General features: G+C 45.3%; 10 protein-coding genes. 9 read left to right on the top strand and 1 reads right to left on the bottom strand.

The genetic code is table 11. The features are described 5' to 3' along the window. Positions 1–3: 3 nt before the first annotated feature. From dxs to feoB, 9 genes are all read left to right on the top strand, one after another. Positions 4–1,890 (top strand): 1-deoxy-D-xylulose-5-phosphate synthase, encoded by a 1,887-nt coding sequence (dxs, locus tag G5B06_RS05120; RefSeq protein WP_173771477.1) that lies wholly within the window; start codon positions 4–6, stop codon positions 1,888–1,890. Between the two features lie 84 nt (positions 1,891–1,974). Beyond that, complete coding sequence (locus G5B06_RS05115) at positions 1,975–2,784, top strand: TlyA family RNA methyltransferase (protein ID WP_173761943.1); 810 nt, start codon at positions 1,975–1,977, stop codon at positions 2,782–2,784. A gap of 23 nt (positions 2,785–2,807) precedes the next feature. Then, complete coding sequence (locus G5B06_RS05110) at positions 2,808–3,668, top strand: NAD(+)/NADH kinase (protein WP_148446633.1); 861 nt, start codon at positions 2,808–2,810, stop codon at positions 3,666–3,668. 16 nt (positions 3,669–3,684) lie between these two features. Further along, a complete protein-coding gene (argR, locus tag G5B06_RS05105) occupies positions 3,685–4,146 on the top strand; it encodes an arginine repressor (protein WP_118063042.1) in 462 nt (153 codons plus the stop codon). Positions 4,147–4,188: 42 nt separating this feature from the next. Next, positions 4,189–5,874, top strand: a complete 1,686-nt coding sequence (gene recN / locus G5B06_RS05100) for a DNA repair protein RecN (RefSeq protein WP_118063040.1) — start codon at positions 4,189–4,191, stop codon at positions 5,872–5,874. 108 nt (positions 5,875–5,982) lie between these two features. Continuing rightward, a complete protein-coding gene (gene spoIVB / locus G5B06_RS05095; protein WP_243278896.1) occupies positions 5,983–7,191 on the top strand; it encodes a SpoIVB peptidase in 1,209 nt (402 codons plus the stop codon). Positions 7,192–7,538: 347 nt separating this feature from the next. Further along, positions 7,539–8,345, top strand: a complete 807-nt coding sequence (gene spo0A / locus G5B06_RS05090) for a sporulation transcription factor Spo0A (RefSeq protein ID WP_148446629.1) — start codon at positions 7,539–7,541, stop codon at positions 8,343–8,345. A gap of 58 nt (positions 8,346–8,403) precedes the next feature. Continuing rightward, complete coding sequence (gene glgA, locus G5B06_RS05085) at positions 8,404–9,849, top strand: glycogen synthase GlgA (protein WP_148446627.1); 1,446 nt, start codon at positions 8,404–8,406, stop codon at positions 9,847–9,849. A 267-nt stretch (positions 9,850–10,116) separates the two neighbouring features. Further along, positions 10,117–12,495, top strand: coding sequence for a ferrous iron transport protein B (gene feoB, locus G5B06_RS05080; RefSeq protein ID WP_148446625.1), 2,379 nt, complete (start codon positions 10,117–10,119; stop codon positions 12,493–12,495). Between the two features lie 7 nt (positions 12,496–12,502). On the opposite strand, the gene G5B06_RS05075 is transcribed toward feoB, so the two are convergent. Continuing rightward, on the bottom strand, positions 12,503–13,378 hold the full coding sequence (locus G5B06_RS05075; protein ID WP_173771475.1) for a LysR family transcriptional regulator: 876 nt from the start codon (positions 13,376–13,378) through the stop codon (positions 12,503–12,505). Positions 13,379–13,478 lie beyond the last annotated feature (100 nt).

The raw sequence follows: 13,478 nt of genomic DNA, 5'->3' as shown, positions 1-13,478 counted from the left end.
CGAATGATTCTGGAAAAAATTAAAAAGCCAAATGATATTCATAAAGTTTCATTGGAGGATTTTCCGCGCCTTGCCGAGGAAATCAGGAGCTTTTTGATCCAGAGTGTAAGTGAGACAGGCGGCCATCTGGCATCCAATCTGGGTGTGGTGGAGCTGACCCTTGCTCTGCATAATGTGCTTGATTTTCCACAGGATAAACTGATCTGGGATGTGGGACATCAGGCTTATACGCATAAGATTCTTACAGGCAGGAAAGACGGCTTTAAGGATCTTCGCAAAGAGGGAGGCTTAAGTGGCTTCCCGAAGAGAAATGAAAGTGACTGTGATTCTTTTGATACCGGACACAGTTCCAATTCCATTTCCGCAGGACTTGGTTATGTCCGTGCCAGAGATCTGCGGGGAGAGAAACATCATGTGGTTTCTGTCATCGGAGATGGTGCGCTTACCGGTGGAATGGCATATGAAGCATTAAACAATGCGGCTGAGCTGAAGACAAATTTTATTATTATCATCAATGATAACAACATGTCCATTTCCAAGAATGTTGGAGGAATGTCCACCTATTTAAGTGCCTTGCGTACAGCGGAGACTTACACGGGAATGAAAATCGGCGTGACAAAAACGCTCAAAAAAATTCCACATGTTGGAACAGCCGTGGTGGATACGGTCCGCAAAACCAAGAGCAGTATTAAGCAGCTGATCATTCCCGGAATGCTTTTTGAAAATATGGGTCTGACTTATCTGGGGCCAGTAGACGGCCATAATATGCGTCAGATGATGAAGCTTTTTAATGAGGCAAAAAGAGTGGAGGGACCGGTGGTTGTCCATGTCCTTACGGAAAAGGGCAGAGGTTATGGACCGGCATCTTCCCATCCGGAGCGTTTTCATGGAACCGGTCCTTTTGAGATCAAAAGCGGCAGACCTCTTGCAGAAAAAACAGCGCCCACATATACGGACTGTTTTTCCAGCGCAATATGTTCTGTGGCAGAGAAGAACCAGAAAGTAGTTGCCATTACGGCTGCCATGCCCGATGGAACCGGACTGAACCGGTTCTGTAAGAAATTCCCGGAACGATTTTTTGACGTGGGTATTGCAGAAGAGCATGCGGTAACCTTTGCGGCAGGGCTGGCTCTTGGAGGAATGATTCCGGTTTTTGCGGTCTATTCTTCGTTCCTGCAGAGAGGAATTGATCAGATCCTCCACGATGTGTGCATGCAGAATCTTCATGTGATCTTTGCTATTGATCGGGCAGGTTTTGTGGGAGCAGACGGAGAAACCCATCATGGATGCTTTGATCTTTCCTATCTGTCTATGATCCCTAATATGACAGTTATGGCTCCCAAGAATGGAAAAGAACTGGAGCAGATGCTGAAATTTGCAGTAGAAGAGCTGGATGGTCCCTGTGCGATCCGTTATCCGAAGGGAACAGCATGTACAGATATGGAAGAGCGTGATGAGCCACTTGAGAAGGGCAGAAGTGAAGTGATCACCTCGGGCAGTGAGATTGCTGTCCTTGGTGTTGGAAGCATGGTTTCTGTCTGTCAGAAAGTCTGTGAGGAGATAAGAGATCACAGAATCGCAAGAGCTACATTTGTCAATGTACGTTTTGTAAAACCGCTGGATACCAGCCTTCTTGACCGCCTTTCACAGAACCACAGTCTTTTTGTGACTGTAGAGGAAAATGTAAAAAGTGGCGGATTTGGAGAACATGTATCTGCTTATATGGAAGCCTGTCATCCGGAAGTAAGAGTGCTTCCGCTGGCAATCCCGGATCATTTTATCGAGCATGGAACTGTAGACAGCCAACGGGTAAAAACCGGTTTAAATGTACAGGGAATCCTGGATGCCATAGAGCAGAGCTGGGAAGATCTTGGGAATAACAGAAAATAAAAGAGACAGCCTTTGTGGGGGAATAAGGACCTGCGGGGCATTTTACAGCCCGGCACATAAAAAGCCGGGCTGTTGGAGGATAACATGAAAAAAAGACTGGATATCATGATGGTGGAACAGGGACTTGCACCGTCACGGGAAAAAGCAAAAGCTTATATCATGGCCGGAGAGGTATACGTTAACGGCCAGAAAGAAGACAAGGCAGGCTCCATGTTTGCGGAGACTGCCAAGCTGGAAGTAAGAGGAAAAACGCTTCCCTATGTCAGCAGAGGCGGACTGAAACTTGAGAAAGCCATGAAAAATTTCGGCGTAACGCTGAATGATAAAGTATGTATGGATGTAGGCGCATCCACCGGCGGTTTCACAGACTGTATGCTTCAGAACGGAGCAGTCAAAGTTTATTCCATTGATGTGGGATACGGACAGTTGGACTGGAAACTCCGGAATGATCCGAGAGTCGTATGCATGGAAAAGACAAACATCCGTTATGTGGTACCGGAAGATCTGGAAGGGCCGGCAGCATTTTCTTCCATCGATGTTTCTTTCATCTCCCTGACAAAAGTTCTTCTTCCTGTAAGAAATCTTCTCACAGAAGACGGAGAGATCGTATGTCTTATCAAACCGCAGTTTGAGGCAGGCAGAGAAAAAGTTGGAAAAAAAGGCGTTGTCCGTGATCCGAAGGTCCATGAGGAAGTCATTGAAAAGGTACGGGATTATGCCATGAGCATTGCCATGGAACCCTGTCATCTTTCTTTTTCCCCGATCAAGGGACCGGAGGGAAATATTGAATATCTCCTTCACCTCAAAAAACATCCGGAAGGAACTGAAGTGCCTATGAGTCTTGATGTATCCGTAGAGGATGTGGTAAAGGAAGCCCACGGACAGCTGGACTGATGTTTGGAAAGGACTGAAGCAATATGGACAGATTTTATATAATTCCAAACAGTGCCAAGGATCCGGAACTGACATTTTCCAATATGATCATCGACTATCTGGAAGAACATGGTGCCAGGTGCCACGTGCAGAAAATTACCGAAAAAATGGAAGGACCGTATCATTATACAGATCCGGATGGGATCCCACAGGATACACAGTGTATTATCGTACTGGGCGGAGACGGAACGCTTTTGCAGGCTGCAAGGGATGTGGTGCATCTGGATATCCCTCTTCTCGGAATCAATCTGGGAACTCTGGGATTTCTTGCAGAGGTGGACAAAAATTCCGTATATCCGGCGCTGGATCGACTTCTGACTGACGATTATGAGTTGGAAGAGCGAATGATGCTGGAGGGAAAGATCTATCGGGGAGAAGAGCTGATCGGAAAAGATATCGCGTTAAACGATATTGTGATCGGAAGAGAGGGACATCTCCGTGTGATTCGTTTCAAGAATTATGTCAATGATTCATATATGAATTCCTATAATGCGGATGGAATCATCATCTCCACGCCAACCGGTTCCACCGGATACAGCCTGTCAGCAGGAGGCCCGGTGGTTTCCCCAAGTGCCAGTATGATGATCATGACACCCATTGCACCCCACACCATGAATACCCGAAGTATCATTCTCTCCGGGGAAGAGGCGGTTACTGTGGAGATCGGCGAGGGAAGACATAATACCATTGAGAAAGCGGTGGCATCTTTTGACGGGGATACCCAGATATCCATGGTCACCGGTGACCGGATCGTCATCCGGAAAGCCACAGTCAGGACAAAGATCCTCAAGCTGAACCATCTGAGCTTTGTGGAGGTTCTGAGACAGAAAATGAGTAACAGCTGATGCAGGAGGTTCAATTTTGAAAGTAGCAAGACATGAAAAAATTATCGAACTGATCCGTCAGTACGAGATCGATACACAGGAAGAACTTGCGGCAAGACTGAATGAGGCCGGTTTCAAGGTTACACAGGCTACCGTATCCAGAGACATCCGGGCTCTGAAGATGACAAAAGTTGCAGGCAGCAACGGAAAATCCAGATATGCGATCCTGGAAGAACACACACCGGATGTGTTAAGTGATAAATATTCCAGAGTCCTGAAAGATGCAGTAATTTCCATGAATATCGGACAGAATATCGTAGTGGTAAAAACGATTCCCGGAATGGCCATGGCAGCGGCAGCAGCTCTTGATGCCATGAAATGGCCGGAGATTCTGGGGTGCATTGCCGGAGATGATACCATCATGTGTGTGGTAAAAACTTCCGAGCAGGCACCGGGAGTAGTACAGAAGCTTGGCGGGATCTTATCCCGTGGAAAATAAAATGACAGAATATGTAGACACTTTATACCAGAAAGGAAACCAATGTTAGTACATCTGCATGTAAAAAATCTTGCACTGATAGAGGAAACAGAGGTGGAATTCGGACCGGGATTAAACATTTTAACCGGTGAGACCGGAGCCGGAAAATCCATCCTGTTAGGATCCATACAGCTCATCCTGGGCGGAAAAACTTCCAGAAGCATGATCCGCGAAAATGCTTCCTATGCCCTGGTAGAGCTGTTATTTCAGGTTGAAAACACGAAAGCCAGAGAGTCCCTTGCGGCGCTTGACATCTATCCGGAGGACGGACAGGTGCTGATGTCCCGTAAGATCATGGACGGCAGAAGTATCAACAAGATCAACGGAGAGACAAGCACAGTCAGCCAGATGAAAGCAGCAGCAGCCTGCTTTCTGGACATTCACGGACAGCATGAGCATCAGTCCCTTCTTTACGGTGACCGCCAGCTGGCGATCCTGGATGTATACGGAAAAGAACGGATCCTTCCGGCCAGGGAGAAGGTCCGGGAAGCTTACCGGGAGTATCGGAACTGTATGGATCAGCTGAAAGCGCTGGACATGGATGAGGAACAGCGTAACCGGGAAAAAGCCTTTCTGGAATTTGAGATCAACGAGATCGAAGAAGCAGCTCTTGTTCCGGGCGAGGATGAAATGTTGGAAGACCGTTACCGGAAACTGAGCAATGCCAGAAGGATCATGGAAACCGCACAGATGGTTCACGGGCTGACCGGATATGAACAGGGTGCCGCGGACATGACCGGAAACGCATTGAAAGAGTTTTCCAGAATTGTGGATTACGATAAGGAACTTGCACCTTTACAGGAAGCCCTTGGAGAGATCGATTCTCTTCTCAGTGACTTCTGCCGGGATCTGTCCTCTTATATGGACAGCCTTACTTTTGATGAAGAAACTTTTTTTGAAACAGAAAAACGTCTGGATTTGATCAATGGCCTGAAGGCAAAATACGGCCAGACGATCCCGGAAATTTTGTCTTATCAGAAGGAACAGCAGGAAAAACTGGAAAAACTTCAAAAATTTGAAGAAAATTTCCAGTTTCTGAAAGAAAAACTTGTACAGACAGAAAAGGTTCTCGAAGAAGTTTCGCATGAACTTTCAGAAATCCGGAAAGAATACAGTAAACAGCTGGATGAAAAAATCATCGACGGACTGAAGGAGCTGAATTTTGAGGATGTGGATTTTTCCATCCGTTTTGACCGCAGAAAAAATTATACAGACAATGGTTATGATACGGTAGAATACGAGATTTCCACAAACCCGGGTGAGAGCAGAAAACCGCTGGGGCAGATCGTATCCGGTGGAGAGCTTTCCAGGATTATGCTTGCCATCAAGGCGATCCTTGCAGATAAGGATCAGATTGATACGCTGATCTTCGATGAGATCGATACAGGAATCAGCGGCCGTACCGCACAGAAAGTATCCGAAAAAATGGCTGTGATCGGACAGCACAGACAGGTGCTTTGTATCACCCATCTTCCACAGATTGCGGCAATGGCGGATACCCATTTTGAGATTGAGAAACATGTGGAAGGAACAGAGACCATCACCCAGATCCATCCTCTTGAAGGAGAGGAATCTGTTCGTGAGCTTGCAAGACTTCTGGGTGGCGCCCAGATCACACCGGCTGTTCTTGAAAATGCGAGAGAAATGAAGGAATTGGCACAGCAACAAAAAAATACAAGACTGAAATAATTCATACGTTACATACTAAGAGAGGACGGCCGGAAGGTCAGTCCTCTTTTTTAACCGAATGTGGATTGCAAATAGCCCCTTGTTAAAAAAATACAAAGGATGTGACGTATGATGAACAGAAAAAGGAAGTACCGTTATCTGATCCTGGCATTTCTTGCACTGGATCTGATGCTGATGGGATGGCTGGGCTACCGGATTCTGGACCGGAAGATTCCGGATCAGATCCTGGTGGATCACGAGAACAGCCGGGAGGTGGCCAGCCTTCTTAAGCGCCCTTTTGTCAGCTTTGATGATGCCATTGCAGTCTCAGGAAAAGACAGCTATACTTTGCACTGCAGAGTGTTGGGAGTGATTCCTTTTAAGGATGTGAAAGTAAAACATACAACTGCAAAAGAAGTATACGTAAGTGGAGCTGCAGTGGGCATTTATATGCAGACAAAAGGCGTTCTGATCATTGACACAGGTGAGATCCTCTCAGAAAGCGGCGAGACGGAAGAACCTGCCCGGGACATTGTAAAACCGGGAGATTATATTGTGGCTTTTAATCAGAACCGGATCCAGTGTAAGCAGGATCTTCTGGAAGATCTGGCTGATCTTGACGGGGAATCTGTGACACTGAAGGTTCGTCGGGGAAAAGAAACGATCCCTCTGTCTTTAACTCCGGTGAAAGATGAGGAGGGGAAATACAAATTGGGGATCTGGGTGAGGGATGATACGCAGGGAATCGGAACATTAACTTATGTGGATGAAGAGGGAAGATTCGGTGCTCTTGGTCATGGGATCAGCGATGTGGACACAGGCGAACTCTTAAGTATCGCAGACGGAAATCTGTATGATGCTCAGATCCTTGGAATCCGGAAAGGAGAAAAAGGAAATCCCGGAGAACTTTCCGGGTTGATTCGATACGAAGCCGGCAATATCCTGGGAGAGATTTCTGAAAACAGAAAAAACGGTATTTTTGGAACGATGGAGGCCAGTCAGCTGAAAAATATGAATCTGGAGAAAGTTCCCATAGGGTACAAGCAGGATCTGAAAACCGGACCTGCATCTGTTTTCTGCTGCACAGATGGAGAGGTAAAAGAGTATGCGGCAGAGATCACCAGGATCGATTTGAATCATGAAGATTCCAACAAAAGCTTCGTGATTCAGATTACGGACAAAGAACTTCTGGAAAAAACAGGCGGGATTGTCCAGGGAATGTCCGGTAGCCCTGTGCTTCAGAATGGAAAGCTCTTTGGTGCGGTAACACATGTTTTTGTACAGGATTCCACGAGTGGGTATGGAATTTTTATTGAAAATATGATGGATGTGGCATAATCAGAAAAAGAGGCACGGAAAAATGCTGTAAAAACACAGGAAAAGTGCCTCTTTTTTATGTAAGAAAAAAGTAGATCATTGTGAGGAAAAGTGTCTGTAAAGTGAATTTTGTGATATAAACCAAATAAAATGTCGAAAAATATCGTACGAAAATAAGGAAAAGTACCAACTTTTATCTTGATTTCGGCATAGGATTTCCACTATAATAATTTTGTCGCCAGCAGAGGGGAAAAAGAAACCGTAGGCAGAAAACAAGGGTGAAAAGGGTAGAATATTAATTTCTGCAGACGGTCATACGGGGTAGGTCTGGAAATTGAAGGAGATAGAAGTTAGGAGGGAATGTCCTCATGGACAAATTAAATGTAGCAATTGCAGACGATAACACAAAAATGGCAGATATGCTGGGTCAGATGATCGAAGAAGATAAAGACCTTGAACTGGTCGGAAAAGCACACAACGGAGAAGAAATCTGTAACATTATAAAAGATAAGGAACCGGACGTGGTGATATTGGATATTATCATGCCGAAAATGGACGGGTTGTCTGTGATGGAGAAATTCTCCCATGACACCAGCGGCAGTAAAGTTCCTGTGTTTATCGTAGTATCCGCAGTTGGACAGGAAAGGATCACGGAGGATGCATTCAGTCTGGGAGCAGACTATTACGTGTTGAAGCCTTTTGATAACACCATGCTTCTGAACCGGATTAAACATATCCGGAGAGCTGGAGACAGAAGAATTCGGGAGATCAGCAGACCGAATATTGCAGAAAAGAGAGAACGGAAACCGGAGAGAAATCTGGAAACCGATGTGACAAATATCATTCACGAAATTGGTGTTCCGGCGCATATTAAAGGTTATCAGTATCTCAGAGATGCGATTATTTTATCTGTAAATGATATGGAAATGCTGAACTCCATTACCAAAATACTGTATCCGACCATTGCCAAGCGTCACCAGACGACGCCAAGCAGAGTGGAACGGGCTATTCGCCATGCAATTGAGGTGGCGTGGAGCCGTGGAAAAATGGATACGATTGATGAATTATTTGGATATACCGTAAGCACCGGAAAAGGGAAACCCACGAATTCAGAATTCATAGCACTGATCGCGGATAAAATCAGACTGGAATATAAAAATCGGTCTTTAAATTGAATGAATTTTGGAGTATAATTACAAATAAAAACGGGTGTACCCAGGGAGGGGAATACAGATGAAAAAAATTCTGTTTGCTACATCAGAAGCAGTACCTTTTATTAAAACAGGAGGACTTGCTGATGTTGCCGGCTCACTGCCTAAGTGCTTTGACAAAAAATATTTTGATATCCGCGTAATCTTACCGAAATATGCCTGCATGAAACAGGAATGGAAAGATAAAATGGAGTATGTGACCCATTTTTATATGGATCTGGGATTCAAGAACTGCTATGTGGGAATCATGCAGATGCAGTACGACGGAATTCAGTTCTACTTTATTGACAATGAATATTATTTCAGCGGTCCGAAACCATATGACAGCGCACCATGGGATCTTGAGAAATTTGCTTTCTTTTCCAAGGCTGTGTTATCCGTTCTTCCTGTAATCGGATTCAGACCGGATATCATTCACTGTCATGACTGGCAGACAGGACTTGTTCCGGTTTATCTTCACGATTCTTTCCAGGAGAATGAGTTCTTCCGCGGAATCAAGACTGTTATGACAATACATAACCTGAAATTCCAGGGTGTATGGGATGTTAAGACTGTTAAGGACATTACAGGACTTTCTGATTACTACTTTGCACCGGATAAACTGGAAGCATACAAGGATGCAAACTTCCTGAAAGGCGGTATGGTATTTGCGGATGCCATCACCACAGTAAGTAATACTTATGCGGAAGAGATCAAGACACCGTTCTACGGTGAGAAGTTGGATGGTCTTCTCAATGCGAGAGCCAACAGCCTGCGTGGTATTGTAAATGGTATTGATTACAATGAATTTAATCCGGAGACAGATCCGAACATCACCAGAAATTACAATGCCAAGAATTTCCGTAAAGAGAAGATCAAGAACAAGATCCAGCTTCAGAAAGATCTTGGACTTGAGCAGGATCCGAAGGCCATGATGATCGGTATCGTATCCCGTCTTACAGACCAGAAAGGATTTGACCTGATCGCTTACATCATGGATGAGCTGTGCCAGGATGCAGTTCAGATCGTTGTTCTTGGTACCGGTGAGGAACGTTATGAGAATATGTTCCGCCACTTTGACTGGAAATACCATGGCAAGGTTTCCGCACAGATCTACTATGATGAGGCAATGTCTCACAGAATTTATGCAGCATCCGATGCATTCCTGATGCCGTCACTGTTTGAGCCATGCGGTTTAAGCCAGCTGATGAGCCTTCGTTATGGAACCCTTCCGATCGTCAGAGAGACCGGCGGTCTGAAAGATACCGTTGTTCCGTACAATGAATTTGAGGGAACAGGAACCGGATTTTCCTTCGTAAATTACAATGCACATGAGATGCTTGCTACGATCCGTTATGCGGAGAGTGTATATTACGATAAGAAGCGCGAGTGGAATAAACTGGTAGATCGTGCGATGGCAGCAGACTTCTCCTGGAATAATTCCGCACGTCAGTATGAAGAGATGTATAACTGGCTGATCGGTGAGTAAGTCCCTTTCTTTGTACACATAAGAGTGATATGGAAATGCAGACGGCAGATTCTTCTGTCGTCTGTTTTTTATACGGTAAAATTGTACTCTAATGAGAAAAAATAATAATGTTAATGATAAATAACTTTTAAATTCATGTTATTTACATAAAACTTATGAAAATAATCAGTTATTGTCAAATAACTTAAACTATGTTACATTTATACCAGTGGATAATACATATACGGGTATTAGCCATATAAACTGTACTTATGATGAGGTGACGAAATGACACTGGATAAATTAAACACCGGTGAAAGTGGAAGAATCATCCATGTTCATGGAGAGGGAGAATTAAGACATCATCTTCTGGATATGGGACTTACGCCGGGAACAGAGGTATCCCTTCGTAAAACAGCTCCCATGGGAGATCCCATTCAGCTGGAACTGCGGGGATATGAACTGACGCTGCGGCTTGCGGAGGCTGCAAAGATTGAGATTACGGAGATTGAGACGATTCCGGAAGAACCCTGTGAGGATAAGAGACATCGTTCCATTGCACATCCGGGAGTAGGAGAACTTGGAAAAGCCAGGGATTACCGGAAGAACAGGATCGGAGAACCGATTGCAAAGGGGCAGGCAATCACATTTGCGCTGGCCGGTAATCAGAACTGTGGAAAGACAACACTTTTTAATCAATTGACAGGTTCCAATCAGCATGTGGGGAATTTTCCAGGTGTAACTGTGGACAAGAAAGAAGGAACGATCCGGCGTCATCCGGAGGCTACGGTGACGGACCTTCCTGGAATCTACTCGCTTTCCCCGTATTCCAGTGAGGAGATCGTGACAAGAGATTTTTTGCTCAATGAAAAGCCTTCCGGTATTATCAACATTGTGGATGCATCCAATATCGAAAGAAATCTCTATCTTACCATGCAGCTGATGGAATTGGGCATTCCTATGGTTCTTGCTTTGAATATGATGGATGAAGTAAGAGCCAACGGAGGCTCCATCCGGGTTAACGAACTGGAAGAGATCCTGGGGATTCCGGTAGTTCCCATTTCTGCAGTGAAGAATGAAGGAATCGACGAACTGATCGATCATGCGGTCCATGTGGCCATGTACCGGGAAGCACCTGGAAGGATTGATTTCTGTACGGAAAACCAGTCACCCGGGGATCCGGTAGGCTCTGTTCACCGCTGTATCCATGCGACGGCTCATCTGATCGAACCTTACGCAAAGAAAGCAGGACTTCCGGTTCGTTTTGCAGCGACGAAGATCGTGGAAAAAGACCGGCTGATCGAAGGCAGGATGGATCTTCCGGAAGGTCAGAAAAAAGTTCTGGCAGAATTGGTAGATGTGATGGAAAAAGAGGGCGGACTTGACCGGGAAGCCGCACTTGCCAATATGCGTTTTAATTTTATAGAAACGCTCTGTGAGAAAACTGTGATAAAACCGGCGGAGAGCAGGGAGCACAAAAGAAGTGTGTCCATTGACCGCATACTTACCGGAAAATATACGGCAATCCCATGTTTTGTAGGAATCATGGCATTTGTGTTTGTCATGACATTTAATTACCTTGGCGCATGGCTGTCTGACTGGATGACCATGGGCGTAGATTGGGTGATCAGTCTTATCGGAGCAGGACTTGATGCAGCCGGTGTCAGCCCGGTACTTCATTCTCTTGTTGTAGATGGAATCTTAAGCGGTATCGGAAGTGTGATCGGTTTTCTTCCGACCATTGTCACCCTGTTTTTCTTCCTGTCGATCCTGGAGGATACCGGGTATATGGCGCGTGTTGCCTTTGTTATGGATAAACTTCTTCGAAAGATCGGACTTTCCGGAAGAAGTTTTGTGCCGATGCTGATCGGATTCGGCTGTTCTGTGCCTGCTATTATGGCAACGAGGACTCTTTCCAGTGAGCGTGACCGGAAGATGACGATCTTGCTTACTCCATTTATGAGCTGCAGTGCCAAGCTTCCGATCTACGGGCTTCTCACCAGCGCATTTTTCCCGAAACAGTGGCGTGGTGTTGTGATGATCAGCCTTTATTTTGCGGGAATCCTCTGTGGGATTTTGTATGCACTGATCCTGAAAATGACGAAATTTAAAGGCGAACCGGTTCCTTTTGTTATGGAACTTCCAAACTACAGGCTTCCTTCTGCAAAAAGTGTAGGGCAGCTGATCTGGGAGAAGGCGAAAGGTTTTATCCAGAAAGCGTTTACGATTATTTTTGCGGCGACATTGATCGTATGGTTCCTGCAGAACTTTGATGCTGGTCTTCACCTTGTTACCAGCACAGATCAGAGTCTTCTGGCACAGATCGGCAGTCTTGTGGCGCCGTTGTTTGCACCGCTTGGATTTGGAGACTGGAGAGTATCTACAGCCCTGATCACAGGATTTATGGCAAAAGAGAGCGTGGTATCTACACTGACGGTTCTTCTTGGCGGAAAAACAGCATTGCTGACGACTTTGTTCACACCGTTTACTGCCTATGTATTTCTGATCTTTACCCTGCTTTATACGCCCTGTGTGGCAGCAGTAGCAACTGTACGAAGAGAAATGGGAACCGTAAGGACGGCAGCAGGCATTGCACTTCTCCAGTGTGTGACTGCGTGGATCGTTGCATTCATCGTGCATGGAATAGGAATGTTGTTTGGATTATAAAAAAAGTTTACATATGGCTTTTCACAAACTGCAGAAAACATTCTGCGGAAGATGTGAAAGCCATATTTTTTTTATGGGCGATTCCGATCGATAATTTTTCCAGTCCGTTAACCGGGACAGCAGTAAGAGAAGGCTGGCGGAAAAACTGAAAGCTGCTTTCTGTAAGGAGACTGATCCCCTCACCGATCTCCACAGCACTGACGATAGACTCTGCACGGGCAGTACGCAGGATCTGCGGATGGATGTCTGCATCGTGAAAACTTCGCATACAGAAACGATAAATGGAAGTGTGCGGAGGCATCAGGATAAAAGTTTCTCTTTTCAGTTCAGTAAGAGAGACCGTTTTTTTGGACGCAGAAGGATGATTTTTTGGAAATACGGCAACCAGCCGGTCTTCTGTGAGAACGTGAAAAGTATAAAGGTTCAGATCCAGCATGTGTTTCCGCGCAAAGATCAGGTCAAAGAGATCTTTTTCAAGACCGGAGAGAAGTTCCTGATCTTCCACCTCCTTCAGAGAAAAAGAAAGCTCCGGATGTGCGGCACAGAAACTGTGGATCACAGAAGTAAGATGGTACTGGGAGAGAAAAGGAAGAGTTCCGATATGCAGGACCTTGGATTCACTGTCCTTAAAATGGGACACTGCTTCCATAGAACGATGGTACTGTCTGGAAATTTTAAGTGCTTCTTTGTAAAAAAACTCTCCTGCAGGAGTAAGCACAGCTGTGCGTTTGCTGCGGTCCCACAGGGTAAGTTCCAGTTCTTTTTCCAGTTTCATGATCTGTTTGGAAAGGGAGGACTGGGAGATATGCATGGTTTCCGCTGCATCAAAAAAAGTCCGGGACTGGGCTGCACAGATAAAATAGTCGATCTGTTCAAGAGTCATGATAACACCTGCCTTTTAATTAATCATTCCATATTGGAAACAATTATACCATAGAAAGAATTGATTCACCATGTGAAAAAGAGATAAAATAACTTCAGAA

This window comes from Blautia luti (assembly GCF_013304735.1).
In the GTDB taxonomy this organism is placed as follows: Bacteria; Bacillota; Clostridia; order Lachnospirales; family Lachnospiraceae; genus Blautia_A.
The sequence above is the reverse complement of the archived record's forward strand: the minus strand, read 5'-3'. Positions and strand labels throughout refer to the sequence as shown.